Source organism: Pseudooceanicola marinus (assembly GCF_002786295.1).
GTDB classification, from domain to species: Bacteria; Pseudomonadota; Alphaproteobacteria; order Rhodobacterales; family Rhodobacteraceae; genus Pseudooceanicola; species Pseudooceanicola marinus.
On sequence record NZ_PGTC01000010.1, the window covers coordinates 344851 to 367711 of the forward strand.

At 66.6% G+C, this 22861-nt stretch carries 30 protein-coding genes; 10 read left to right on the plus strand and 20 right to left on the minus strand.

Annotated elements, in window-relative coordinates:
* The first annotated feature begins 126 nt into the window (after positions 1-126).
* Positions 127-1503 carry an MATE family efflux transporter gene (locus tag CVM50_RS05835; protein WP_085887557.1) on the plus strand — a complete coding sequence of 459 codons (1377 nt, stop codon included), beginning with the start codon at positions 127-129 and terminating at the stop codon, positions 1501-1503.
* 110 nt (positions 1504-1613) lie between these two features.
* Here CVM50_RS05835 and CVM50_RS05840 read toward each other — a convergent pair whose 3' ends face one another.
* Complete coding sequence (locus CVM50_RS05840) at positions 1614-2027, minus strand: hypothetical protein (RefSeq protein ID WP_085887556.1); 414 nt, start codon at positions 2025-2027, stop codon at positions 1614-1616.
* Between the two features lie 11 nt (positions 2028-2038).
* Positions 2039-3241, minus strand: a complete 1203-nt coding sequence (locus CVM50_RS05845; RefSeq protein WP_085887555.1) for a pyridoxal phosphate-dependent aminotransferase — start codon at positions 3239-3241, stop codon at positions 2039-2041.
* A 110-nt stretch (positions 3242-3351) separates the two neighbouring features.
* On the opposite strand from CVM50_RS05845, the gene CVM50_RS05850 reads away from it, so the two are divergent.
* Together CVM50_RS05850 and CVM50_RS05855 are read left to right on the plus strand one after the other, a co-directional pair.
* A complete protein-coding gene (locus tag CVM50_RS05850) occupies positions 3352-3738 on the plus strand; it encodes a helix-turn-helix domain-containing protein (RefSeq protein ID WP_085887554.1) in 387 nt (128 codons plus the stop codon).
* Positions 3738-4034, plus strand: a complete 297-nt coding sequence (locus CVM50_RS05855; protein ID WP_085887553.1) for a succinate dehydrogenase assembly factor 2 — start codon at positions 3738-3740, stop codon at positions 4032-4034. Before CVM50_RS05850 ends, CVM50_RS05855 begins: the two co-directional genes overlap by 1 nt.
* 70 nt (positions 4035-4104) lie before the next feature.
* Here the strand turns inward: CVM50_RS05855 and CVM50_RS05860 are convergent, their stop codons facing one another.
* The 12 genes from CVM50_RS05860 to CVM50_RS05915 form a co-directional block, all read right to left on the minus strand.
* Positions 4105-4872 (minus strand): SURF1 family protein, encoded by a 768-nt coding sequence (locus CVM50_RS05860; protein WP_085887552.1) that lies wholly within the window; start codon positions 4870-4872, stop codon positions 4105-4107.
* A gap of 115 nt (positions 4873-4987) precedes the next feature.
* Positions 4988-5374: a cytochrome o ubiquinol oxidase subunit IV gene (gene cyoD / locus CVM50_RS05865; RefSeq protein WP_085887551.1), complete on the minus strand. Its 387-nt coding sequence runs from the start codon at positions 5372-5374 to the stop codon at positions 4988-4990.
* Positions 5374-6003, minus strand: coding sequence for a cytochrome o ubiquinol oxidase subunit III (gene cyoC / locus CVM50_RS05870; protein WP_198431860.1), 630 nt, complete (start codon positions 6001-6003; stop codon positions 5374-5376). The genes cyoD and cyoC overlap by 1 nt, the downstream gene beginning before the upstream one ends.
* Positions 6000-7994, minus strand: coding sequence for a cytochrome o ubiquinol oxidase subunit I (cyoB, locus tag CVM50_RS05875; protein ID WP_085887550.1), 1995 nt, complete (start codon positions 7992-7994; stop codon positions 6000-6002). The genes cyoC and cyoB overlap by 4 nt, the downstream gene beginning before the upstream one ends.
* A complete protein-coding gene (gene cyoA, locus CVM50_RS05880; RefSeq protein WP_085887549.1) occupies positions 7994-9067 on the minus strand; it encodes a ubiquinol oxidase subunit II in 1074 nt (357 codons plus the stop codon). Before cyoA ends, cyoB begins: the two co-directional genes overlap by 1 nt.
* A gap of 479 nt (positions 9068-9546) precedes the next feature.
* The gene (locus CVM50_RS05885; RefSeq protein WP_085887548.1) at positions 9547-9840 is read right to left on the minus strand and encodes a DUF1330 domain-containing protein; all 294 of its coding nucleotides are present in this window, start codon (positions 9838-9840) and stop codon (positions 9547-9549) included.
* 135 nt (positions 9841-9975) lie between these two features.
* The gene (locus tag CVM50_RS05890; RefSeq protein WP_085887547.1) at positions 9976-10476 is read right to left on the minus strand and encodes a MarR family winged helix-turn-helix transcriptional regulator; all 501 of its coding nucleotides are present in this window, start codon (positions 10474-10476) and stop codon (positions 9976-9978) included.
* Positions 10477-10592: 116 nt separating this feature from the next.
* Positions 10593-11294 carry a DUF1194 domain-containing protein gene (locus CVM50_RS05895; RefSeq protein WP_306372310.1) on the minus strand — a complete coding sequence of 234 codons (702 nt, stop codon included), beginning with the start codon at positions 11292-11294 and terminating at the stop codon, positions 10593-10595.
* Positions 11282-12034 (minus strand): DUF1194 domain-containing protein, encoded by a 753-nt coding sequence (locus CVM50_RS05900; protein WP_100148439.1) that lies wholly within the window; start codon positions 12032-12034, stop codon positions 11282-11284. The genes CVM50_RS05895 and CVM50_RS05900 overlap by 13 nt, the downstream gene beginning before the upstream one ends.
* 1 nt (position 12035) lies before the next feature.
* Complete coding sequence (locus tag CVM50_RS05905; protein ID WP_085887546.1) at positions 12036-12464, minus strand: VOC family protein; 429 nt, start codon at positions 12462-12464, stop codon at positions 12036-12038.
* 140 nt (positions 12465-12604) lie between these two features.
* Positions 12605-14014 (minus strand): surface lipoprotein assembly modifier, encoded by a 1410-nt coding sequence (locus CVM50_RS05910; protein ID WP_143515599.1) that lies wholly within the window; start codon positions 14012-14014, stop codon positions 12605-12607.
* A 103-nt stretch (positions 14015-14117) separates the two neighbouring features.
* Positions 14118-15146 carry a hypothetical protein gene (locus CVM50_RS05915; protein ID WP_085887544.1) on the minus strand — a complete coding sequence of 343 codons (1029 nt, stop codon included), beginning with the start codon at positions 15144-15146 and terminating at the stop codon, positions 14118-14120.
* A 214-nt stretch (positions 15147-15360) separates the two neighbouring features.
* Here CVM50_RS05915 and thyX point away from each other — a divergent pair, with 214 nt between their 5' ends.
* A complete protein-coding gene (gene thyX / locus CVM50_RS05920) occupies positions 15361-16266 on the plus strand; it encodes an FAD-dependent thymidylate synthase (RefSeq protein WP_085887543.1) in 906 nt (301 codons plus the stop codon).
* A 55-nt stretch (positions 16267-16321) separates the two neighbouring features.
* On the plus strand, positions 16322-17371 hold the full coding sequence (locus tag CVM50_RS05925) for a type I restriction endonuclease (RefSeq protein WP_085887542.1): 1050 nt from the start codon (positions 16322-16324) through the stop codon (positions 17369-17371).
* Positions 17372-17483: 112 nt separating this feature from the next.
* Here the strand turns inward: CVM50_RS05925 and CVM50_RS22145 are convergent, their stop codons facing one another.
* A complete protein-coding gene (locus tag CVM50_RS22145; RefSeq protein WP_268808201.1) occupies positions 17484-17606 on the minus strand; it encodes a hypothetical protein in 123 nt (40 codons plus the stop codon).
* 162 nt (positions 17607-17768) lie between these two features.
* Here CVM50_RS22145 and CVM50_RS05930 point away from each other — a divergent pair, with 162 nt between their 5' ends.
* From CVM50_RS05930 to CVM50_RS05940, 3 genes are all read left to right on the plus strand, one after another.
* Positions 17769-18176 (plus strand): DUF2177 family protein, encoded by a 408-nt coding sequence (locus tag CVM50_RS05930; RefSeq protein ID WP_085887541.1) that lies wholly within the window; start codon positions 17769-17771, stop codon positions 18174-18176.
* A 73-nt stretch (positions 18177-18249) separates the two neighbouring features.
* Entirely contained in the window at positions 18250-18564 is a 315-nt protein-coding gene (locus CVM50_RS05935) for a hypothetical protein (protein ID WP_085887540.1), read from the plus strand.
* Between the two features lie 134 nt (positions 18565-18698).
* Positions 18699-19010, plus strand: coding sequence for a hypothetical protein (locus CVM50_RS05940; RefSeq protein WP_085887539.1), 312 nt, complete (start codon positions 18699-18701; stop codon positions 19008-19010).
* A gap of 98 nt (positions 19011-19108) precedes the next feature.
* Here CVM50_RS05940 and CVM50_RS05945 read toward each other — a convergent pair whose 3' ends face one another.
* Positions 19109-19315, minus strand: a complete 207-nt coding sequence (locus CVM50_RS05945) for a cold-shock protein (protein ID WP_085887538.1) — start codon at positions 19313-19315, stop codon at positions 19109-19111.
* A gap of 191 nt (positions 19316-19506) precedes the next feature.
* Between CVM50_RS05945 and CVM50_RS05950 the strand changes: the two genes are divergently transcribed.
* Positions 19507-19824 carry an arsenate reductase family protein gene (locus tag CVM50_RS05950; RefSeq protein ID WP_085887537.1) on the plus strand — a complete coding sequence of 106 codons (318 nt, stop codon included), beginning with the start codon at positions 19507-19509 and terminating at the stop codon, positions 19822-19824.
* A 15-nt stretch (positions 19825-19839) separates the two neighbouring features.
* A complete protein-coding gene (locus tag CVM50_RS05955; protein WP_085887536.1) occupies positions 19840-20208 on the plus strand; it encodes a hypothetical protein in 369 nt (122 codons plus the stop codon).
* Here the strand turns inward: CVM50_RS05955 and CVM50_RS05960 are convergent.
* The 4 genes from CVM50_RS05960 to CVM50_RS05975 form a co-directional block, all read right to left on the minus strand.
* On the minus strand, positions 20141-20722 hold the full coding sequence (locus CVM50_RS05960) for a DoxX family protein (RefSeq protein WP_085887535.1): 582 nt from the start codon (positions 20720-20722) through the stop codon (positions 20141-20143). The genes CVM50_RS05955 and CVM50_RS05960 overlap by 68 nt on opposite strands.
* Positions 20719-21486: an HvfC/BufC N-terminal domain-containing protein gene (locus tag CVM50_RS05965; RefSeq protein ID WP_085887534.1), complete on the minus strand. Its 768-nt coding sequence runs from the start codon at positions 21484-21486 to the stop codon at positions 20719-20721. Before CVM50_RS05965 ends, CVM50_RS05960 begins: the two co-directional genes overlap by 4 nt.
* Positions 21483-22334, minus strand: coding sequence for an MNIO family bufferin maturase (gene bufB, locus CVM50_RS05970; RefSeq protein WP_085887533.1), 852 nt, complete (start codon positions 22332-22334; stop codon positions 21483-21485). The genes CVM50_RS05965 and bufB overlap by 4 nt, the downstream gene beginning before the upstream one ends.
* A gap of 125 nt (positions 22335-22459) precedes the next feature.
* Positions 22460-22774, minus strand: a complete 315-nt coding sequence (locus CVM50_RS05975; RefSeq protein ID WP_085887532.1) for a BufA1 family periplasmic bufferin-type metallophore — start codon at positions 22772-22774, stop codon at positions 22460-22462.
* Positions 22775-22861: the final 87 nt, after the last annotated feature.

Below are 22861 nucleotides of genomic sequence, written 5' to 3' on the forward strand. Positions count from 1 at the left end.
CGGGGCGTCCTTCGGGGCGCCCCTTTCTTGTCCCGCCCTGTGCCGCCGCTGGCGCCGCCTTGCGTGGTCGCGATCTCCGGGACAGGCGGCCTTGCCGTGAGCGTATGGCCGGCCTAAGGGAGAGGGATGAGCACTCCGATGACATATGGCCGGCACTTGCGGGCGATCCTGATCCTGGGCCTGCCGCTGGCGGGCAGCCAGCTGGCGCAGATGTCGTTGTCGCTGGTCGATGCGGCCATGTTGGGCTGGTACGATCCCACCACCCTGGCCGCCGAAACGCTGTCCATGGCCCTGTTCACCGTGCTGTTCCTGGCCGGCAGCGGGTTTGCCGCGGCGCTTGCGCCGCTGGTGGCCGCCGCCGAGGGCAAGGGCGACACCACCCAGGCGCGGCGCCTGACGCGGATGACGCTCTGGCTGTCGGCGCTGGCCGGCGTGGTCATCCTGCCGATCCTGCTGTCGGCGGAGGCGATCTTCCTGGCCCTCGGCCAGACGCCCGCCCTGTCGGCCCTGGCGGGCGAGTACCTGGACATCCTGGCCTGGGGCATCTTCCCCGCCCTGGGCGCGATGGTGCTGAAAAGCTACCTCGCAGCGCTGGAGCGGACAAACGTGGTGCTGGGCGTCATGCTGGTTGCGGTCGTGGTCAACGCCATCGCCAACTACGCGCTGATCTTCGGCGCCTGGGGCTTCCCGGAGATGGGCATTCGCGGCGCGGCGCTGTCCTCGCTCCTGATGCATATCTTCACGCTGGTCTTCCTGGTGATCTACATCCAGCGCACCCTGCCCGAACAATCCCTGTTCCAGCGCCTGTGGAAGGGCGACAGCGAGAGCCTGGGGCAGGTTTTCCGCCTCGGCTGGCCGATCGGTCTGACCTTGGTGGCCGAGGTTGGCCTGTTCTCCGCCTCCTCGGTGCTGATGGGCTGGCTGGGAGAGCTGCCGCTGGTGGCGCATGGGATCGCCATCCAGATCACCTCGATGATCTTCATGGTGCACCTCGGTCTCAGCCAAGCGGTGACGATCCGCGCGGGCCGGGCGCAGGGGCAGGGCGACATGGTGTCCTTCCGCCGCGGGGCCCATATGGCGCTGGTCCTGGCGCTGGCCATCGTCGGGCTGTCGTTGCTGGCCTTCCTGACCATTCCCGACGCGATGATCGCGGTCTTCCTGTCGCCCGACGATCCCGCGCGGGAGGAGATCCTGGCCGTGGGTCGGGGGCTGCTTTACGCCGCCGCCGTCTTCCAGCTGGCGGATGCCATGCAGGTGCTGGCGCTTGGCCTGCTGCGCGGCCTGCAGGACACCCGGCGGCCTATGATCTTTGCCGCCATCAGCTACTGGGTGGTGGGCGTGCCCGCCGCCTGGGTGCTGGGCTTCCCGTTGGGCTTCGGGGGCGTGGGGATCTGGCTGGGGCTGGCGGCTGGCCTGTCGCTGGCCGCCGTCACCATGATGACGCGGCTGTGGCGCACGGTGGTGCCACAGGCGGACGCGGAGGTTGCGGCGCGGGCAGCCTAGGGGGAGAGGGGGCGTTGCCCCCCCTTGGGCCCGTGCGGGCCCAATTCCCCCCAGAGTATTTTCAGCTGTCGGATGAAATGAGGCGGAGACCGGGTGGGGCCGCGCAGGGTTCAGTCGCCCTCGCGCTCACGCAGCAGGCGTTCGGCGCGCTTGCGGACCAGCACCGTGCGCAGGTCGTGCATGGCCAGGAGCAGCGGATCGGTGAGCGCGTCCAGTTCCTCGTCCGTGGCGCGGGTCTGCACCCATTGCGCGGTGGTGTTCAGGTGATCGACGGAGCGGAAGATGTCGTCCAGCTCGCGCGCCGCCAGAACCTCGCGCCGGGCCTCCATCCACTCGCGGATCGCGGCCAGGTCCTCGGCGTCCAGCTGCCGGTCGCCATGGGGTTTCACCTCGCCGTTGCGGATGTTGACCACCGCGATCTGGTCCATGGCGATGCGCCGCTGGCGGTCCTCCGTCGTCACCCGGAAGACGAAGGCGCCGTTGTCGCGGACGCGGAAGTAGTAGGGGGGCAGCTCGGCGGACATCAGGCTCCCTTTCAGGTCAGGCCGTCGCAGAAGGCCTGGATGCGGGTGCAGGCCTCGATCAGGTTCTCTTCCGAGGTGGCATAGGAGATGCGGAAGTTCGGGCTGAGGCCGAAGGCCGCGCCGAAGACGGCGGCGACGTCGTTTTCCTCCAGCAGGGCCGTGGCAAAGGCCTCGTCGCTGTCGATCAACGTGCCGCCCTTGCTGGTCTTGCCGATCAGCCCGGCGATGGAGGGATAGACGTAGAAGGCGCCGTCGGGTTTCGGGCAGGTGATGCCCGGAATGGCGTTCAGCATCTCCACGACGATGTCGCGGCGGCGTTTGAACAGGCGGTTGTTGGGGGCGATGAAATCCTGCGTTCCTTCCAGCGCCTCCAGCGCGGCCCACTGGCTGATGGTGCAGGGGTTCGAGGTCGATTGGCTCTGGATCTTGCGCATGGCGCCGATCAGCTCCACCGGGCCGGCCGCATAGCCGATGCGCCAGCCGGTCATCGCATAGGCCTTCGACACGCCGTTCACCGTCAGGGTGCGATCGTAGAGGCCCGGTTCCACCTCGGCCACGGTGCAGAAGGTGAAGTCGTCGTAGACCAGGTGCTCGTACATATCATCGGACAGGATGTGCACCTGGGGATGGCGCATCAGCACCTCGGTCAGCGCCTTCAACTCGTCCCAGCTGTAGCCCGCCCCGGTGGGGTTGGAGGGCGAGTTGAAGATCAGCCACTTGGTGCGCGGGGTGATCGCCTCCTCCAGCGCCTCGGGAGTGATCTTGAAGCCGGTTTCCAGCGGCCCTTCGATGATCACCGGCTCGCCGCCGGCCAGCAGCACCATGTCGGGGTAGCTGACCCAATAGGGGGCGGGGATGATGACCTCGTCGCCGGGGTTCAGGGTTGCCATCAGGGCGTTGTAGAGGACCTGCTTGCCGCCGGTGCCGATCGATACCTGAGCCGGTTCGTAGTCCAGCCCGTTGTCACGCTTCAGCTTGGCGCAGACCGCGCGTTTCAGTTCCGGGATGCCGTCCACGGAGGTATATTTCGTTTTGCCCGCCGCGATGGCGGCGACGGCGGCCTCCTTGATGTTGTCGGGGGTGTCGAAGTCGGGCTCGCCCGCCGACAGGCCGATCACGTCACGCCCGGCCGCCTTCAGCTCCAGCGTCTTGTTGGTCATCATGATCGTCGGAGAGGGTTTCACACGGGCCAGCGTGTCGGAAAGGAAGGCCATGGCGTCGGGCTCCGGTTTGTAATGTGCTGTCCTCCGTCTTAGGCTTGGGGCGCGCGCCCCGCAAGTTGCATCGGCCCGGGCGGGCGGGCCCCGTGGGATAGGAGACCCAGATGAGTGACGATTGGTATTCGGCCGAGAACGCCACCTTCGGCGACCGGATCGAGGCGGCGCGGTCCGCGGCCGGAATGACCCAGGGCCAGCTGGCCAAGCGCCTGGGGATCAAGCTGGGCACGCTGAAGTCCTGGGAACAGGATCTGAGCGAGCCGCGCGCCAACAAGCTGCAGATGCTTGCGGGGGTGCTGGGCGTGTCGCTGGCCTGGCTGCTGTCGGGCGAGGGCGACGGCGTGGCGCCGCCCGACGAAGGCGGAGAACTGGACGCCACCGCCCTGGCGACCTTGCAGGAAATACGCGAGCTGCGCAGCCAGATGGCTGGCATGGCCGACCGCCTGGCGCTATTGGAGAAGCGTCTGAGACAGACCCTGAAGGACCATATCTGATGACCGACGCGCCCATCCCCTCCGCCCCTGTCGAATCCTACCCGCAGGGAGAGCCGCGCGAGACGCGGCTGAAGCGCATGAAGATGCGCTCGATGCGGCGTGGCATCAAGGAAATGGACATCATCCTGATGCGCTTTGCCGAGACGGAGCTGGACGGGATGAGCGAGGCGGAACTGGACGACTACGACGCGATCCTGACGCAGAACGATCAGGATCTCTACCAGTGGGTGTCCGGGCAGAAACAGGCCCCCGCCAACCTGGCGCCGATGATCGACCGGATCGCCGGGCACAAGTGAGCGCCCGTGCGATGGAACGCGAAAGGGCGGCCCCGGGGCCGCCCTTTGTCGTTTCCGGTCCTGCGCAGGGTCAGCGCCGCCGCAGCTCGCTGCGCAGGACCAGGACGTAGCCACCGATCACCAGCAGCATCAGCGCGAACCAGGTCAGCGCATAGCTGAGGTGGGAGTTGCGGAAGCTGACCACGGTGCGACCGCCCCGGGGCCAAGCCTCCGGATCAGTGCCCGCCTCGGCATCGACGAAGTAGGGCGCCGCGCGGGGCAGGCCCAGGGCCTCGGTCATCGCGCCGATGTCGCGGCGATACCAGCGGCCTGCCTCCGGGTCGTTGTCTTGTGAAAAGAGCCAGCCCTCGTCCTCGGAGATGCGCAGCAGGCCGGTGACGGTCACCGGACCTTCGGGGCGCGCGTAGTCGTCGGACAGGGCGCGGTCCTCTGGGACCACGCCGCGGTTTACCATGACCACGGTGCCGTCGTCGCGGCGCAGGGGCGTCAGCACCCAGTAGCCGGGGCCGTAGTCCGACGGCGTGTAGACCTCCACCGTATCGGCATGGTCGTAGGTGCCCGACAGGGTGACGCGGGTGTATTCGTCGCTCTCGCGGGTGATCCCGGCCCAGGCCTCGGGCCCGGGGGCGGCGACGGGATCGGCGTGGACGCGGGCGTCGACCCGTTCGATCAGGTCGGTCTTCCACTGCAGGCGCTGGATCTGCCAGGTGCCCAGCCAGGCGAAGCCCGCGATGCCGATCACGGCCAGCAGGGTGACGATGATCAGGCGGGGCCAGCGCAGGCCCCGGGGCGCCGGATCATGGTCGGGGGCAGGGGAGGAGGAGGGAGTGGGGGTCATGGGGGCCTCGGTCAGCCGGGGTTTCTTGGCACATGGGAAGCAGGGCAGGGCCCTTCAACGGAGAGGGGCCGGACGATCCCGCCCGGCCCCTCCCCTTGATCTGTCGGCGGCTGGATCAGCCCTGCTGCGATTGCAGCGACATCATCTCGTCCATGTCGGGCATCGGCATCATGTTCTGGTTCATGTTGTGCATGACCCAGAGCGAGCCCGCCAGCACGATCACCAGGATGATGACCGAGAAGATCGTGGCCACCAGGGTCCAGCCCTGTTCCACGTTCTTGTTGACGTGCAGGAAATAGACCAGGTGCACGATGATCTGCAGCCCGCCCATGCCCATGATGAGGCCGATCAGGACCTCGCGGGACAGGCCGGTGTCGCCCATGACCAGCCCGAAGGGCAGGACGGTCAGGATGACGGCCATGGCAAAGCCGGTCATCAGCGAGCCGAAGGTGCCGTGGCCGCCGTGGCCCTCGGCGTGGTGGGTTCCGTGGTCGTTGCTCATCAGATCAACCTCACGAGATAGACGAAGGAGAAGACCCCGATCCACACCAGGTCGAGGAAGTGCCAGAACATCGACAGGGTCGACAGGCGCCGCATGTTGGCGCCGATCAGCCCGTGCATGCGCAGCTGAACGATCAGCGTGACCAGCCAGATGATGCCGCCGGTGACGTGCAGCCCGTGGGTGCCGACCAGCGCGAAGAAGGCCGACAGGAAGGCCGAGCGGTCGGGCCCCGCGCCGATGTGGACCAGGTGGCGGAACTCGTAGATCTCCATGCCGATGAAGCCCAGGCCGAAGAGGCCCGTGACGATCAGCCAGGTGATCGTGGTGTCCAGCCGGCCCTTGTCGGCGGCCAGCATGGCCATGCCGAAGGTCACAGAGGAGATCAGCAGCAGCGCCGTTTCGATGGCGACGAAGCCCGGTTCGAACAGGTCCGCAGGGGCCGGGCCGCCCGCGTAGCTGAAGCCGAGGACCGCATAGGTCGCGAAGAGCGCCCCGAAGATGATACAGTCGCTCATCAGGTAGATCCAGAACCCGATGGGGGTCGGGCTCTCGTGGTGGTGATCCGGGTGGTGATCGGGGCCGTCAGGGCCCTCGATCTTGCCGGTCACGGGGGTGTCGAGCATGGTCATGCGGCGGCTCCCTTGCTTTCGGTGGCCGCGATTTCATCCGGCTGGATGTAGTAGTCGCGGTTGTAGTTGAAGGTGTGGCCGATGCCGATGGCGAGCATTGCCAGGAAGCTGACGATGGCCAGCCACCAGATGTACCAGACCATGGCGAAGCCGAAGACGAAGGCGCAGGCCGAGATCAGGACGCCGGTGGCGGTATCCTTCGGCATGTGGATCGGCGCATAGTCCGTCGACCACTTGAAGCCTTCCTGCTTCATCTTCCAGAACATGTCGCGCCCGGTGACCTGGATCTCCTGCGGGAAGTTGTACTTCTGCGGAGGAGACTGGTTGGCCCATTCCAGGGTGCGCGCATTCCACGGGTCACCGCCGCAGGCCAGGGCCTTGCGGTTCTTGATCGACACGTAGAAGCACATGAAGGTGCTCAGGATGCCGAACAGGATGATGACGGCGCCGATGGCGGCGACGATGAAGTAGGGCTGCCAGCCGGTGTCGGCATAGCTGTTCATCCGGCGGGTGACGCCCATCAGGCCAAGCGCATAGAGCGGCATGAAGGCGACGTAGAAGCCCACGAACCAGCCCCAGAAGGCCCGCTTGCCCCAGCGGTCGTCCAGCTTGAAGCCGAAGGCCTTGGGCCACCAGTAGGTGACGGCGGCATAGACCCCGAAGACGACGCCCCCGATGATCACGTTGTGGAAGTGCGCGATCAGGAACAGGGTGTTGTGCAGCTGGAAGTCGACCGGCGGAATGGCCAGCATCACGCCCGACATGCCCCCGATGGTGAAGGTCACCAGGAAGCCGATGGTCCAGTACATCGGCAGCTCCAGCCGAACCGACCCCCGGTACATGGTGAACAGCCAGTTGAAGATCTTCACCCCTGTCGGCACCGCGATGATCATCGTGGTGATCCCGAAGAACGTGTTCACATCCGCCCCGGACCCCATGGTGAAGAAGTGGTGCAGCCAGACGACGAAGCTGAGGACCATGATGCAGGAGGTCGCCCAGACCATCGTCTTGTAGCCGAAGAGCGGCTTGCCCGAGAAGGTCGCGACGATCTCCGAGAACACCCCGAAGATCGGGATGATCAGGATGTAGACCTCCGGGTGGCCCCAGATCCAGATCAGGTTGATGTACATCATCGCATTCCCACCGAAGTCGTTGGTGAAGAAGCGGAAGTCCATGTAGCGGTCGAGCGTCAGCAGGGCCAGCGTGGCGGTCAGCACGGGGAAGGCCGCGACGATCAGCACGTTGGTGCAAAGCGCCGTCCAGGTGAAGACCGGCATGTCGAACAGCTTCATCCCCGGCGCGCGCATCTTCAGGATGGTGGCGATCAGGTTGATGCCCGACAGGGTGGTGCCCACACCGGCGATCTGCAGCGACCACAGGTAGTAGTCCATCCCCGGCCCGGTCGAGTAATTTGCCCCCGACAGCGGCGGGAAGGCCAGCCAGCCGACACGGGCAAATTCACCGATGAACAGCGAGATGTTGACCAGCAGCGCACCGGCCACCGTCATCCAGAACGAGAAGTTGTTCAGGAAGGGGAAGGCCACGTCGCGGGCACCGATCTGCGTCGGCATGACGTAGTTCATGATCCCGGTGACAAAGGGCATGGCCACGAAGAAGATCATGATCACGCCGTGCGCGGTGAAGACCTGGTCGTAGTGGTGCGGCGGCAGATAGCCTTCCGCGCCGCCGGCGGCCATGGCCTGTTGCGCCCGCATCATGATGGCATCGGCAAAGCCGCGGATCATCATGATGAAGCCAAGCACCATGTACATGATGCCGATCTTCTTGTGGTCGATCGAGATCGCCCAGTTCTTCCAGAAGGGCACCCAGAGACGGAATTTCGTCATCAGGGCCAGGAAGATCAGACCGCCCAGGGCGATGCCCAGGAAGGTGCCGATCAGGATCGGTTCCTGGTAGGGGATCCAGTCGAGGGTGAAACGGCCCGTAAGCCAGTTCCAGGTCTCGGCCGGTTGTACGTGTTCGGTAGCCATCAGTGATCGGCCTCCTCATGCGTCGCGCCGTGGTCGGCGGAATGGGATGCCTCGGAGCCTTCGTCATGGCCGGCTCCGTGGGCGGAGTAGTCGGGGGTCTCGCGCGGGACCAGGTTGCCGAAGCCGTCGATCGACCGGGCGTGGTCGTAGGAATAGGCCGCGCCATCGGCGATCCCTTCCAGGCCGCCACCGCCCATCATGTCGGTCATCATCATGTGGCTCATGCAGACCTGACCCTCTTCCACGCACATCTCGACGATGCGGTCGAACAGCCCTTCCTCGACCTCGCCGTAATAGGCGGGCTCGACGTTCATGCTGGGCTGTTCCAGCTCCAGGTAGCTGTTGGCGGTCAGTGGCTCTGCGCCGCGGGCCTCTTCGACCCAGGCCTCGAAGCCCGCTTCGTCCATGGCCAGCGTGTCGAAGGTCATGCCGGCGAAACCGGGACCCGAATAATGCGCCGAGCGGCCCGGGTAGGTGCCTTCCTCATCCGCGATCAGGTGCAGCTTCGTCTCCATCCCGGTCATCGAGTAGACCATGCCGCCCAGGGCGGGGATCGACAGCGTGTTCATCACCGTGGAGGAGGTCAGCGAGAAGTTCACCGGACGGCCCGCGGGGATCGCCAGCTCGTTCACGGAGGCCACGCCCAGTTCGGGGTAGATGAACAGCCACTTCCAGTCGAGCGAGACGGCCTGCACCTCGACCGGCTCACCTGCGTCGAGATGCGACAGGTCACGGTAGGGGTCCAACCGGTGGGTGTATACGGCGGTGTAGTAGCCAAGCGCGATGATGATCAGAATCGGCACGCCCCAGACGACGACTTCCAGCTTGGTGGAATGCGCCCATTCGGGATCGTAATCGCTCTTGTCCTTGCGGTCCGCGCGGTACTTCAGCGGGAAGTAGACCGACATGAACAGGACCGGCAGGATGACGATCAGCATCAGCACGGTGGAGATGATCAGGAGGTTGCGCTCCTGGTCGGCGACCCAGCCCGAGGGGGCGAGGACGTGGTACTGGCATCCCGAGAGCGCAAGCGCGCCCCCTGCGGCCAGCAGGAGTTTGAGTGGTCGGAACAAAGTCTTGCCTCTTGTTCTGTCCGTGGGGCCGGAGGGGGAGAGGGGGAGGGCCAGCCGACACGGAGAGCGAGTTTGCGCGCTTGGGCTACGCCCTGTTGCCGCTGACAACAGCGGGACCGATTGACGCACCTGTGCCGTAGGGTGCTGAAAGTAACGAATAATTGAGAAAAGGGGCCGTTTCCGCTCGAAGAAAATTGACTTTCAGATGCGAATTTTGAGCATTCGGATGCTGCGTTGCAGCTTCGGGTTGTGCGGCGGTGCGGCGAAATCGGGCCTGCGCGACTCACCTTTGGGTCGGTTCCTTCGGGGAAGGCGGCGCATCGGGACAGCATCCGCCCCATGAGGCGCGCAATGGCAGGGTTCGGCCCAACCGCCGACTTTCGCATGGCGCGTGCAAAGTGACTTTCTCACCGGGCGCGCCTGATGCCTCGCGACCTAGGGAGGCCCGCATGTCGTCCGGGCTGTCTGTTGCGCCCGTGTCAGGGCAGCGCGTCCACCAGGATGGCGTTCAGCTCTGATCCGGTTCGGCGCAGCGCCGCGAGGGTCTGGAAGGCGTCCGAGGCCCAGAAGGTCTCGGCGCTGGCCCGGTCGGGAAATTGCAGGATGAAGGCGGCATCGGGCAGGGCGCCGACGCCTTCCAGGGACGACGGGTTCCCGCCTCGGACGAGGAAGCGCCCGCCATGGGCGGCGACCACATCGGGGATCTTGTCGAAATACTCCGCCATCCAGTCCCGGTTGTGGATCTGCATCTGGCCGATCACGAAGGCGCCCATGGTCCTCTCCTCCTGCTCGAGGCTACTGGGGACAGCATAGGCGGGGGAAACGGTATCCGACAACACGGGCGGAGGGCGTGCCCGAACGGGGGCGTCGCGAGTGTCAGTGAGGCGAAGGCGTTCGCCGCGGCGGGGTCAGTAGATGTAGCGGATCTGGTCGCTCCAGAACCGTTCGACCTTGCGCAGGGAGGTGGTGATCTCGTCCAGGCCTGAGAAATCCAGTACGCCCCGCCCTTCCAGCCCCTCGGCATGGCGGGCAAACAGGTCCGAGACAACCTGGCGGATGTCGCGGCCCTTCTGGGTTAGGCGCACCCGGACCGAGCGGCGGTCGATCTCGCAGCGCTCATGGTGCATGTAGCCCATCTCCACCAGTTTCTTCAGGTTGTAGCTGACGTTGGACCCCTGGTAATAGCCGCGGGTCTTCAGCTCTCCGGCCGTCACTTCGTTGTCGCCGATGTTGAACAGCAGCAGGGCCTGGACGGCATTGATCTCCAGCACGCCGACGCGCTCGAATTCGTCCTTGATGACGTCCAGCAACAGCCGGTGCAGCCGTTCCACCAGCGCCAGCGCGTCGAGATAGCCGTCGTGGAAATCCTGCGGCGCGCTGCGCGGGCTGATCGCGTTCTGAATGCTCATCCAAGTCTCCGTCGCAAGTCTGCTCGACGGAAACTGGAGCAAATTCCCGAAAATCCGGTTAATTCCAAATGGATGCACCGCACCATGGTTAACGCCCGGCCCGGCGGTCGCGGGGCTCAGCGCTGTTGCAGACCGGCGCGCGGGACGGAGGGGGTGCCGGCCACCGGCAGGACCTGCAATTCGCGCAGCAGCTTGCGCGCCATCGCCTCCTCGAAGTCGGCAAAGCCGAGCGCGGTTTCGGTGAAGGCGTCGGGGCCGCGCAGGACGTAGGCGCGGAAATAGGCCGAAAGCTCCGCCGCCTGTGCGGCCTGCCCGATGACGAGCCCGTTGACGGTCACCGCGCCCATGGCGACCTGCCCGGGGTGGGGGCCGGTGTTGTGCCGTCCGTCGCCCGACAGGTCCAGCACCCGGCGCCAGCACGCCCCCTGGCTGTCCAGTTCGGCTGCGCCGAAGGCCAGGGCCGGGCCGATGGCGGTCGAGGGCTCCATCGGTTGCCGCCGCGCTGCCAACAGGCGGGCGCGGAAGGCCGCCAGGGCCTCGGGCCCGTCGATGGCCGCCCAGGGGGCCAACACGCGCTGGTCCTGCGGGCCGCTCCATTCATAGACCATCAGGCGCACCGGGGCCTGGGGCAGTGCAAAGAGCGCCTCGCGCACCTCCGGGTGGTCCAGCGCCCGCGCCAGCCCCTGCAATTGCAGGGCGTATTCCCCATCATCCACCGACCCCGACACGTCGAGGCCAAGCGCCAGCGCCTCGCGGCACTGCTGGGCGCGGGCCGGGGCCGCCAGCAGCAGCAGGCAGGCCAGGATCAGCCGCAGCACCCGGGCACCTCCGGGCTGGGGCCCTGACCCAGGCGCAGGTCGTTCATTTCGCGAAACAGCTTTAGCGTCATCGCGCGGCGGAAATCCTCGTAGCCGCGTGCCACCTCGACAAAGGCGCCCGGGCCGTGGCGCAGCTGGCCGAGGAAATAGGTCACCACCTCGCTGTCGGCGCCGCCCTCGGTCACCGCCAGGCCGTTCACGGTGATGCCGGCGAAGGGGAAGTGGCGATAGGCCAGGTCGGGGCCGAAACCGTCGTTGCTGACGCCGTCCCCGGAGAGGTCGATCACCTGCCGGTCGCAGGCCGGCGCGGCGGCCATCAGGCCCGCCCCGTGGCCCAGGGCATAGCCCATGGCGGTGGGATAGCCCTGCCAGGCGCGGCGTGCGGCACCGATGCGGGCCACAGCGGCGTCGATGTCCGCATTGTCCGACAGCAGCACCCAGGGCAGGATCTGTGCCTGCTGGTAGCGGCCGCTCCATTCGTAGACCGACAGGGCCACGGGGCCGGCGCCGTTCAGGATTACGCCACGGATGTCGGGATCGTCCAGTGCCGCAGCCAGGCCGTCACGCTGCAGCGCATATTCCCGCGCGTCGACCGAGGTCGAGACGTCCAGCGCCAGCGCCAGGGCCAGCCGGCAGGGCTGTTGCGCCAGCACGGGCGCGGCGAGCCAGGAGAGGGGGAGAGCGAAAAGGCCGGCAAGGGCCAGCCGTTTCAGTCCTGCCGTTCTCCCCCCCTGTCGCATCTTACCAGTGCCCGGTGTTTTCCATCGAGGCCCAGGGTTCGGCGGGCTCCAGGCTGTCTCCCTCTTGCAGCAGCTCCACCGAGATGTTGTCGGGGCTGCGCACGAAGGCCATGTGGCCGTCGCGTGGCGGGCGGTTGATGGTGACACCGGCATCCATCAGCTTCTGGCACATCTCGTAGATATTGCCGACGCTGTAGGCCAGGTGGCCGAAATGACGGCTGTCGGAGGGCAGCTCGTCGTCGCCGTCCCAGTTGTAGGTCAGTTCCACCGGGCAGTCTTCCTGACCCTCGGGGGCCATGAAGATCAGGCTGAACCGCCCCTGCTCGCTGTCCATGCGGCGGGTTTCGCGCAGGCCCAGAAGCTCGAAGAAGGCCATGGTCTTCTCCAGGTCCTTCACCCGGACCATGGTGTGCAGATAGCGAACCTTCATGTCAGGTCGTCCTTTCGATCTTGTTCTTGTCGCTGCCCGCCCCGGGGCGCGGTGAGAAGGGTTGGGCGAAAGGTAGCAGGCCACGGGGGTTTGTCGATCCCAAAGCCCGGGGGACGCGAGGGGGGCGGACCCGTGCCGGATCAGAAGGCCGACCGGATGCTTAGCCCCAGCCCGGTGCGGTCGCTTTCGTTCAGAGAGACATTGGACGAGGTGACCGAGCTTTCCAGCGTCATCACCGGGTTGAAGCCGTAGTAGTCGACATCGCGGAAGACGACCTCCACCCCGGCCATCAGTTCCTCGTCGCGGCGGCCGTCGAAGGTGTAGGGCGAGGCGTCGAAGTTCCGGGTGCGGGCCTCCAGAGTGAAGGCCGGGTCAGCGCCCAGGGCCGCCTCCAGCCAGTCCATGTCGGGGGCCAGACGGGCGCCCAGGCGCAGGTCCCGGTAGTCGGCGGTCACGCTGTCGGAGACGGAGCGGGTCGCTACCCCGTAGAGCGAAAGCTGCCCGCCGGTCCAGGCGTGGTCCCAGCTGAGCGACAGCAGGCCCACGTCGGCCTCTGGCGCGTCATCGCCCCGGCGCGCCTCCAGCGTGAGGCCGGTGGTCAGCCGGTTGCGCGGGTCGATGCTGCGGCTGAATCGCGCGCCGGCGCGCAGGAAGTGGCCGTAGGGATCGCCGCCGTACCAGTTCTGGCCGGCCCATCCGGTTAGCACCAGTTCGTTCTTCTTGTCGCCGAACATGATCCGGCGGCTGAGGCCCGCCGACAGGCTGGAAGTGGCGAAGTCCCGGCCCTCCGCTTCCGGTGCGGCGTCCTGCGCATCATCGGACAGCACGTAGGTGGAATGGCTGACGCGCAGCAGCAGGTCGGTGGCCCGGCGCGGGGTCTCGGCCAGGCGATAGCGGGTGTCGGCGCCGAAACTAAGCTCGACCCCGCTCAGCGCCTTGGCAGAACCGGAGAGAATGAACTCGAACGGCAGCCCGTCGATGGTGAAGGTGTCCTCTGCGGAGCCGTTGTTGACGTTGTCGGTGGGGGTGACGGCAAAGCGCAGCTGCGTTGACCAGGGGTTGCGCAGGCGTACGAACTTGAAATCGCGGATGGCTCGGGCGCGGGTGCGCGCGTCGGGGGCCTCCTCGGTCGCACGGCGCAGCCACAGCTGGGCTCGGGTGCGGTGGCCGGCGCTGGATAGGGCCTGGGCGCGCACCATCGCGGCCGCATAGCGTTCTTCGGGCGTGGCAGCCACACCCCAGGCGCGGGTGGCGGCGTCGATGGCGGTGTCGTAGCGGCCCAGGGCGCGTTCGCCCTGCGCCAGCAGCAGCAGGGCGCTCAGGTCCTCCGGGTCCCGCTCCAGCAGCGCCCGCGAAAGCGCGACCGTCATCGGGGCGTCGCCCCTGGCCATGCGCAGGGCCGCCAGCCTGCGCATCTGCTCTGCGTTGAGTCTGTGCGTGCTGTCCGTGTCCGTCGCCGCTGCCGCTGGGGTGGAGACCTGGGCCACCGCTGACGGCCCGGGCAGGGCCGTCACGGCCAGGGCCGCGATCAGGCCGAGGGACAGGCGCAACCCGGACGGGCCCCGGCCTGGCCCCCGGCGCCGAAGGCGGGACTGGGCTCCGGGGCGCCCCCGGGGCGTCTCTCTGACAGAGCGGTTACCGCGCATCTCAGCCTCACCGGTAGAGGATGAAGCCGCCGGTTTCCTGGACCTCCACATCCGTGTCGCGCGGGTCGGTCGAGGTCACGACGACGATCCCCACCATTTCCTCCGCGTCCAGGTCGTTGTCGGCGCCATCGGACAGGACCGCGTAGTAGGTGCCGGTCTCGTAGTCGTCGCCGTCGTTGGGGTCGCGGGAGACCACCCCACCGGTCGCCTCGCCGTTGGCGTCCAGCGCGTTCGGGGCGACGACAAGGTCCAGCACCGGCAGAGAGGTGACCGTGCCATCCATCGCCGCGGTGATGTCGTTGGTGATGTCGTTGCCGCTCTCGTCGAAGACGCGGCGGTTTGTGATCTTGCCGGTGACGGCGCCGGAGCCGTCGAAATCCTCGAAGTCGATGGAGGTGGTCATGTCGCCCTGGGTATATTCGATGCCGCTGCGTCCGTCGAAGACCCGCACCCCGGCATAGCCGCCGGAGTAGGTGGCCTGGCCGGTGGACGGGGCCGGCAGGGTGACCGATCCGTTCCGCTGGTAGACGAAACCGCCGAAGCCGTAGCCGGCGTAGTTGCCGCTGCGTACGATGGCGAACTCGGTCTGGCCGCTGTCGGAGACGCCGTAAATGGCCCGATGCAGGAACTGCTCGATCGGCGCGCCGGTCTCGCTGTCCTGGTAGCTGGGGGCGCCTTCGTAGATGGCATAGCCGCCGAAGGTCGAGGTGGCGCCCTGCGACCGCTGGTAGGTGTTGTCGCCATCGAAGGCCAGGCCATCGACGATGAAGGTGTCGTCACCGCTGTTGTAGCTGACCGCAGTGACGTAGCCGCCGCCATCTTCGGTCTGACCTTCCCGGCGGAAGATGGAGGCGTCCGGTTCCGGTGTGCCGGTGCCGGGCGGCAACTCGCGATCGCTGGAGATCGGGCTGCCGTCGTCGCCGCTGTCATCGGGGGGCTCGCCGACCACCTCGTCGTCGTCGAAGGGGTTCGACGACCCACCACATCCGCTGACGGTCGCGACCGCCAGCAGCAACAGGATCCACATCCGCGCCATATCACTGCCTCTGCTCAAGCTTGTCTGGCCTCTGATGGGCCGCTTTGGGCAGAACGGTTGCCCGGCCGCCGAAAAAAGTCAATTGGCCATGACGCTTACCCTGCGCTCTTCACGCGACTGCGGCGCAAATGCCCTACCTCATCTAGAGGTTCCGCTCCCCCGCGCCACAAGATACCCTTGGCGCGACACCGATCTAGTGGAAAGGATTCGCCCCATGACGCTCTCTGCCGACCAGCAGGCCGAAATCGACGCCCTGCGTGCCGAGACCCATCAGACCCTGCGGGCCACCGTGCCGGGGATGGAGGCGCATCTGTACAAGGCCTACCCGGTGCTGGACCACGGTTTCGTCCGGGTCGTCGACTACATGGGCGACGATTCCGCGATCTGCCAGGCGGCCCGGGTCAGCTACGGGCGCGGCACCAAGTCGGTGCAGAACGACGAGGGGCTGATCCGCTACCTGATGCGCCACTGGCACTCGACCCCCTTCGAGATGTGCGAGCTGAAGCTGCACGTGAAGCTGCCGGTCTTCGTCGCCCGCCAGTGGATCCGCCACCGCACCGCCAACGTCAATGAATACTCTGCCCGCTACTCGATCCTAGACCGCGAATTCTATATCCCCGGGCCCGAACATCTGGCGGCGCAGTCGGTGGTCAACAACCAGGGCCGGGGCGAGGCCCTGACGGGTGAGGAGGCGGCCCGGGTGCTGGAATACCTCAAGGCGGATTCGGCGCGGGCCTATGACCACTACGAGGAGATGATCTCGGACGAGGGCCAGCAGGGCCTGGCGCGGGAACTGGCGCGGATGAACCTGCCGGCGAACATCTACACCCAGTGGTACTGGAAGGTGGACCTGCACAATCTGCTGCACTTCCTGCGCCTGCGCGCCGATTCCCACGCGCAGTATGAGATCCGCGTCTATGCCGAGGAGATCTGCAAGCTGGTCGCCGACTGGGTCCCCTTTGCCTACAAGGCCTTCGAGGATTACCGCCTGGGGGCCGTCACCCTGTCGTCCCAGATGGTCGACTGCCTGCGCCGGATGCTGAAGGGCGAAGAGGTGACGGAAGAGAATTGCGGGATGAGCAAGCGGGAATGGCGGGAGTTTATGGCCACCATCGAATGACTTGACAGGTTGGAATGCCTTGGCGTCTCATTTTTGGGGACGAGGAGGATTTCCAATGAGCAATTTCGAAGGTGCGGTCCAGTCGCTTGCGAAGCGGGTCGAAGATTATTCCGAAACAATCCAGACTGAAGAAGCGGTTAAGACATCTGTTGTCCTGCCGTTTCTTCAGGCCCTCGGTTATGATGTGTTCAACCCGGCTGAGGTCGTACCCGAGTACACTGCGGATGCCGTGGGGAAACGGGGTGAGAAGGTGGATTACGCCATCGTCAAAGGCGATGACGTCAACATCCTAGTAGAGTGCAAGGGGCTCAGCACCCAACTCAACAGCAAGCATCTTGCGCAACTCTATCGTTATTTCTCCGTCACCAAGGCGCGGTTCGCCATTCTGACGAATGGGCGGGAATACCGTTTCTTTTCTGATCTAGAAGAAGCCAACAAGCTGGATACGCGTCCATTCTTCATCTTTGACCTTCTGGATTATTCCAATGCATCTCTGGTCGAGCTTTCCAAATTCTCGAAATCCAATTTCGATGTCGAGAACATTCTCGCCCAAGCCGAGCGCCTGAAATACGTCTCGGCGGTTCGCAAAGTCCTGTCTTCTTGGATGGAGCAGCCCCCAGAAGGGTTGGTCAAGCTCGTCAGTTCCGAAGTCTATGATGGCCGCTCCAATGCTGCGGTCCGGGAGATGATCTCTACGGCGATTGTCTCGGCTTTCCGGGAGATCGTTCGAGATAACTTGCGTGCGCGTCTCTCGGACGCCTTGGGGGATGGTGCCTCGGAGGCAGAGGTCGAGGTTGCAGTGGAGGCCGTGAGCGAGATCGAGACCACAGATGAGGAGATTGAGGGCTGGATCATGGTCAAGGCGCTGCTGCGGGGCGAGGTCGATGCAGACCGCATCGCGATCCGGGATGCCAAGAGCTACTGCGCGGTCCTTTTGGACAACAACAACCGCAAGCCGCTTGTCAGGCTGCATTTCAATCGGTCGAAGAAGTATGTGGGGCTGTTTGACGGGGACACGGAAGAGCGTGTTGCCGTTTCGTCGCTCGATGACATGCTCGGGTTTCGCGACCGACTGATTGCAACCCTGCGAAAATACGCCGCATAATCTGAGCGCAATGGACCGCGCCCTCCCGTGGCGGAGGGAGGCGGGGCCGTCGCGCCAGTGGCGCGGCGTAAGCCCGCCGAACGCGCGGCCCGGCGTTGCCGCCACGCCCCCCTCAATACCGCCCGATCTCCCCGGCCAGCAGCTGGGTGAAGGCCGTGGGCGGCAGGGCGCCCGGGTTCGCGAAGGGATCGGAGGCGGCAAAGATCACGGCGATATTGGCCAGGGCGGTCCCCAAGCCCAATCCTCCCTGCGACCCAGGCCCGCTGCCGCTGCGTCAACGGGTTGGGCGTCGGCGCGGCGCGTTGTCCAGCACCCGGCGGCGATCGGGCCGAGTGGGCCGCATGTGATCCAGGGGGGCAACCCGGGCGTATCCTTGTCGAACACCTCGGGAGGTCTCATGCAACTCGTCACCCTCTACCTGATCACCGCGCTGGTCTTTCTCGGCCTCGACGCGCTCATGCTGAAGAACGTCATGCGCCCGCTTTTCGAAAGCCGGCTCGGTGACCAGATCCTGGAGGACCCGCGGATGGTGGCCGCCGGGCTCTTCTACCTCGCCTATGTGGGCGGGCTGCTCTATTTCGTCTCCGTCCCTGCGCTGGAGGCGGGCAAGCCGTCGCAGGCCCTGCTGAACGGGGCGCTGATCGGGGCGATGGCCTATGGCACCTATGAGGTGACCAACTATGCCGTGCTGCGCGCCTGGTCGCCGGTGATGGTGGCCGTCGATCTCAGCTGGGGCACGGTGCTGACCGGTGTGTCGGCGGCCCTGGGCGTCTGGGCGACCCGGGCGATCTTTCCCGCCGCCTGAGCGACGTTTTGGCGATTTGCGGATGGGCGCGGCGCTGTTATCCTCCTGACGATATTTGCATGAGGGACATCCGATGAAAGCCGTTTTCGCCGCCGCCGCGCTTGCCGTGGCCCCGCTGGCCGTTGCCGCCGAGGGCATGGTCGTCAATGACATCTACACCGGCACCACCGCCGGCATGAGCTATGGGGCGCTGTCCTATTACGACAGCCCGGCGATCACCGCCTATCCCTCCGGCGCCAACTATTGCCCCGCGGGTCTGCAGCCGGTTCAGCTGGGCGGTGAAGTGTCCTGCGGCACGCCCAATGCCGCCGGCGACTGGAACCGGCATCCGGTGCGGACCTGGGGCTGGTCCGGCGCGGTCGACTACGGGTCGAAATCGCCCAACTGAGCTGACAGGCAGGCCGAAAGACCGGCGGGCGTCCCCCAGGGGCGCCCGTTTCGCATTCATGTGATCGGTGCACGGGTATTGGTCCTGCGCGATCTGTCATCTTTCTGTTACATTGGGACGCAGGAGGAATTGCCATGCGTCCGCTCGCGCCGCTTCTGGTCCTTGCCCTTTTCGCCGGTCCGGCACCTGCCGCCAGCCCCTTGGCGGAGGTGGTCTGCGACAGCACCCCGCGCCTGGAGGCGCGGCTGGAGGGCGCGATGAACCAGCGGCGACAGGCCATGGGCCTGCGCGATCCGGAACAGGTGATGGAGGTCTGGCTGGCGCCCGGCGGCGCCTGGACGCTGGTCGCGGCCTATGCCACGGGGCGGTCTTGCATCCTGGCCATGGGCGAGGCCTGGCAGGACGGATTGGCCCGCGCGACGGCCGCAGAGCGGGATCCGAGCTGACCATCAAGGCAAACGTGAACCCCGATCTTGCAAGGCAAAGGGGATTCACTAGCTGTTTGAAAACCCCGGCAGCGCCGGGACGGGCCGGGGAATGCCGGTCAGAGCAGTTTCAGGTCACCCGCCATCTGGCGACCATCGCGGCCCTCGGTCAGCTCGTAGCCGACCTTCTGGTTGTCGGCCAACCCGGTCAGGCCCGAGCGTTCGACTGCTGAAATATGCACGAAGACATCCTTCCCGCCCTCTTCGGGTTCGATGAAGCCGTAGCCTTTCGTCGTATTGAACCATTTCACGGTGCCTACAGGCATGCCGTATCTCCTCTTGCCGTTCCACCCCGACATACGGGGGTCTTACATCACGGCATCCAAGGCCCGCTAAAGGGGGCTTTGCCTGCCAAGCGACATGGTCAGGATTGCATTCACTATGTAAAAAGCAAGCAAAACCGGGGCTGCATTCGGATTCAGTCCCATTTTTGGCATTTTTGACGAAAGGGACAGCGATGCGCGTTTATGGGCTGAAGACCTGTGACACCTGCCGCAAGGCAATGAAGGCTCTGGAGGGGGCGGAACTGGTGGATGTGCGTAAGGATCCAGTGCCCGGAGGGCTCTTGGAAAAGGCGCAGGCGCAATTCGGCGAGGCACTGGTCAATCGCCGCTCGACCACCTGGCGCGGCCTGGATGAGGCCGAGCGCGCCCGTCCGCCGCTGGATCTGCTGGCCGATCATCCCTCGTTGATGAAACGCCCCCTTATCGAGGACGGCGAGGAGCTCTATCTGGGGTGGACGCCCGAGGTGCAACGCGCCCTCGGCGCGGGTTGAGAAGGAGACGGCGGTTTGCGCAACGCGGCATTGGTACTGGGATTGATCGGCGGGCTGTTTGGCCTGCTCGTGGGCTTTGTCGGCTATGGCTACACCGAGGCGATCGAGGCCTACGGCGAGGTTGAGGGCCTGTTCGAGCAGGTGACCAATGTGCAGGCGGTGCGCCTGGCGGGCCTGCTGTCGCCGATCCTGGCGATCGCGGGCGCCGGCATGGCGAAGGTCCGCGCGCTCTGGGGCGGGGTCCTTCTGCTGGCCGGCGCCCTGGGGTTCTACCTGGGCTTCGGGGTGACGGTCTTCACCATCTTCCCGATCGCCTTCATCGGGATCGCGGCGCTGCTAGCACTGGCGGCGGGGAAACCGGACGAGCCTCAGGCGCATTTCTGAACAGGATCTGATCGACGGACAGCACGCCCGCGCCCTTCACCAGCAGCACCAGCAGGGTGAAGGTCCAGAAGGCGCGCTGATCCAGGATCAGCCCATCGGGGTGCCTGTCGAACCATGCGCCCAGGGTCTCGGCATGTTCGATCCCGCCGTGGCCGTAGAGGTCCGTCAGGCTTTGCACGGCGATGAAGCCGCTCATGCCGAGGGCGGCGACCCGCGTCAGCAGGCCGATCACGATCATCAGCGGCAGGACAAATTCGGCAATCGTGCCGGCGGTGACCACGGCCCAGTGCCAGGGCCCCAGGGCGGAGAGGTTGTAGCTCGCGGCCTCCATCGCGCGGGGGAAGATCTGCGCGTAGGCGCCCAGCGACGGCTGGAAGAGCCCTAGGGGGCCATCCCCCAGCTTGGTCAGGCCCGATGCCCAGAAGTAGGGCAGCAGCACGGCGGCAAAGGTGAAACGCGCCAGCAGCGGCAGCAGCGGGTCGAGGCGGGTCAGGGGCGCGGTCGGATCGGTCATCGGGGCAACTCCATGTCGGTCAGGGCGCCGCCTTGCAGCAGCAATCCCAGGATGGCGGGCAGGTCGGGGGCGGGGGTCTCGGCGCTGGCGGCGTCGGCCGCCTCCGCCGTGGGGGCGCCGCGCGCCAGGGCCTGCAGGAAGACGGCGCCGCCCGGCGGCAGCAGGTAGACCTGCGGGTCGAAGGCGGGGCGCGCGATCAGCAGGTCCTCTGCCCGGGCCTGCGGCGGCGGGCCGTCGTGGTGGGCCAGCTGCCAGATCTGGTAGAGCGGCCAGGGCGAGCGCAGCAGCCGCAGCGCCGGCGCCAGCGTCAGCCGGGCCCCGGCAAGGGCCTCGGGCGGTAGCTCCGACAGGCGCGCGGGATCCAGCGGTGTCGCGTCGGCGGCGTGGTAGGCGGCGCGCAGGGCCAGATCCAGCCGCGCCACGTCCGGCAGATACTCCAGGTGCGCCAGCGGGGCGAAGTCATCCAGAAACGCGGGCAGGGCCGCGCCATAGCGGAACATCAGGGGTGAGGACGGCGGATGCGCCCGCAGGAAGGGCGCGGCGATGGCTCGCAGCGCCTCCTCGCCCAGCAGGGCACGCAGGGTGGGGAAGCCCTCCAGCACGGCGTCGGTCAGGCCGACGGCGACATTGTTGCGATAGACGGCAAAGCGCCGCCCGGCGGGCCCGCCGTGGCCATCGCCCAGCCCCTCGGGCACGGCGGCGTCGGGGCGCAGCAGGGCCTCGCGGAAGGTCGCCTGCGCCACGGGAGAGGCGCCGGAGCTCATGCCGGGATCCTTTCCAGTGCGCTGGCGGCCCGAGAGGCCTCGGCGGCCAGCACGGGCCAGTCGGGCACGTCGGTGTCCCATTCGATCAGCAGCGGGCGCGGCCCGGACCGGGCCAGGACGTGATCCAGCAGGGACCAGACCGGATCGGCCACCTGCCGCCCATGGCTGTCGATCAGCAGCGGGCGGCCCGCGTCGTCGGCATCCTCGTCATGGCCGCCAAGGTGAATTTCACCCACTTTCTCCAGCGGGAAGGCCTCGACATAGGCGCGTGGGTCCAGCCCGAGGTTCACGGCCGAGACGAAGACATTGTTCACATCCAGCAGCAGGCCACAGCCCGTCCGCCGGCTGACCTCGGCCAGGAACTCGGTCTCCGCCATCTCGCTTTCCTTGAAGGCCAGGTAGGACGACGGGTTCTCCAGCAGCATCGGGCGGCCCAGCACCTCCTGCACCTGGTCGATGTGATTGGACACGCGGGTCAGGGTCGCGGCGGTGTAGGGCAGCGGCAGCAGGTCGTTGAAAAAGGCGCTCTCGTGGGTCGACCAGGCCAGATGTTCGGAGAAGCTCGCCGGGTGCAGCCAGTCGCAGAGCGCCCGCAGCCGCGCCAGGTGGGCAGGGTCCAGCGGTCCGTCTCCACCGATGGACAGGCCGACGCCGTGGACGGAGATGGGGAACCGCTCGGCCAGGTGGCGCAGCATGGCAATCGGTCGGCCCCCGGCGCCCATGTAGTTCTCGGCGTGGATCTCCAGCCAGGCGACGGGGGCGGAATCGTCCAGGAGGTCGAGGTAGTGCTGCGGCTTGAAGCCGACGCCGGGCAGGGGCGGCAGAGGGGAGCGTGTCTGGTCCAGCATGGGGCGGGTGTCCTTGGTCCGGGGGCCGCTTGCGAAAGCGTCGAGGCTCGCGAAAGGGGCCCGAAGTGGCCGAGATGGCGGAAAGGGGGAGGCGCGCCCGAACCCCGGGCGCGCCGGCAGCCGGATCAGCTGTCCATCGGCAGGTCACGCTCCAGCGGCTCCAGCGAGCCCATGCGCGCGGTGCCGTCGGCCATGGCGGGCAGCTCGATCATGGCGCATTTGCCGGCGTCGACCAGGGCCCAGGCGTTGCCCTGATAGTCGACCTTCGAGGTGCCGGCGCAGGTGGTGCCGGGGCCGGCCGCGCAGTCGTTTTCGCCGGCCAGGGACACGCCGAAGCATTTCTCCTGCGCCATCTCGTCGGCACTGGCGGAGGTGGCATGGGCGGCGAGGGCGGTGGCGAAGGCGCCGGCGATGGCGGCGGACTTGAGGATGGTGGACATGGGTCTCTCCCTAAGAGGTTTGCGATCAGGCGCCGATCTGGCGTCCGTGCCCTGCCATTCGCGCCCCGCGGCCCTGTCGTTACACCT

Bases quoted from the DNA above. Each gene is read 5' to 3' on its own strand.
- CVM50_RS05900 (WP_100148439.1), bottom strand. From the start codon at position 12,034: ATGCGACAGGGGGGGAGAACGGCAGGACTGAAACGGCTGGCCCTTGCC.
- cyoD (WP_085887551.1), bottom strand. From the start codon at position 5,374: ATGAGCAACGACCACGGAACCCACCACGCCGAGGGCCACGGCGGCCAC.
- bufB (WP_085887533.1), bottom strand. From the start codon at position 22,334: ATGCTGGACCAGACACGCTCCCCTCTGCCGCCCCTGCCCGGCGTCGGC.
- cyoB (WP_085887550.1), bottom strand. From the start codon at position 7,994: ATGGCTACCGAACACGTACAACCGGCCGAGACCTGGAACTGGCTTACG.
- CVM50_RS05945 (WP_085887538.1), bottom strand. From the start codon at position 19,315: ATGCCTGTAGGCACCGTGAAATGGTTCAATACGACGAAAGGCTACGGC.
- CVM50_RS05915 (WP_085887544.1), bottom strand. From the start codon at position 15,146: ATGGCGCGGATGTGGATCCTGTTGCTGCTGGCGGTCGCGACCGTCAGC.
- CVM50_RS05940 (WP_085887539.1), top strand. From the start codon at position 18,699: ATGCGTCCGCTCGCGCCGCTTCTGGTCCTTGCCCTTTTCGCCGGTCCG.
- CVM50_RS05925 (WP_085887542.1), top strand. From the start codon at position 16,322: ATGAGCAATTTCGAAGGTGCGGTCCAGTCGCTTGCGAAGCGGGTCGAA.
- CVM50_RS05860 (WP_085887552.1), bottom strand. From the start codon at position 4,872: ATGACCCCCACTCCCTCCTCCTCCCCTGCCCCCGACCATGATCCGGCG.
- CVM50_RS05905 (WP_085887546.1), bottom strand. From the start codon at position 12,464: ATGAAGGTTCGCTATCTGCACACCATGGTCCGGGTGAAGGACCTGGAG.
- CVM50_RS05840 (WP_085887556.1), bottom strand. From the start codon at position 2,027: ATGTCCGCCGAGCTGCCCCCCTACTACTTCCGCGTCCGCGACAACGGC.
- CVM50_RS05975 (WP_085887532.1), bottom strand. From the start codon at position 22,774: ATGTCCACCATCCTCAAGTCCGCCGCCATCGCCGGCGCCTTCGCCACC.
- CVM50_RS05835 (WP_085887557.1), top strand. From the start codon at position 127: ATGAGCACTCCGATGACATATGGCCGGCACTTGCGGGCGATCCTGATC.
- thyX (WP_085887543.1), top strand. From the start codon at position 15,361: ATGACGCTCTCTGCCGACCAGCAGGCCGAAATCGACGCCCTGCGTGCC.
- CVM50_RS05845 (WP_085887555.1), bottom strand. From the start codon at position 3,241: ATGGCCTTCCTTTCCGACACGCTGGCCCGTGTGAAACCCTCTCCGACG.
- CVM50_RS05855 (WP_085887553.1), top strand. From the start codon at position 3,738: ATGACCGACGCGCCCATCCCCTCCGCCCCTGTCGAATCCTACCCGCAG.
- CVM50_RS05965 (WP_085887534.1), bottom strand. From the start codon at position 21,486: ATGAGCTCCGGCGCCTCTCCCGTGGCGCAGGCGACCTTCCGCGAGGCC.
- CVM50_RS05935 (WP_085887540.1), top strand. From the start codon at position 18,250: ATGAAAGCCGTTTTCGCCGCCGCCGCGCTTGCCGTGGCCCCGCTGGCC.
- CVM50_RS05850 (WP_085887554.1), top strand. From the start codon at position 3,352: ATGAGTGACGATTGGTATTCGGCCGAGAACGCCACCTTCGGCGACCGG.
- cyoC (WP_198431860.1), bottom strand. From the start codon at position 6,003: ATGACCATGCTCGACACCCCCGTGACCGGCAAGATCGAGGGCCCTGAC.
- CVM50_RS05960 (WP_085887535.1), bottom strand. From the start codon at position 20,722: ATGACCGATCCGACCGCGCCCCTGACCCGCCTCGACCCGCTGCTGCCG.
- CVM50_RS05885 (WP_085887548.1), bottom strand. From the start codon at position 9,840: ATGGGCGCCTTCGTGATCGGCCAGATGCAGATCCACAACCGGGACTGG.
- CVM50_RS05890 (WP_085887547.1), bottom strand. From the start codon at position 10,476: ATGAGCATTCAGAACGCGATCAGCCCGCGCAGCGCGCCGCAGGATTTC.
- CVM50_RS05930 (WP_085887541.1), top strand. From the start codon at position 17,769: ATGCAACTCGTCACCCTCTACCTGATCACCGCGCTGGTCTTTCTCGGC.
- CVM50_RS05950 (WP_085887537.1), top strand. From the start codon at position 19,507: ATGCGCGTTTATGGGCTGAAGACCTGTGACACCTGCCGCAAGGCAATG.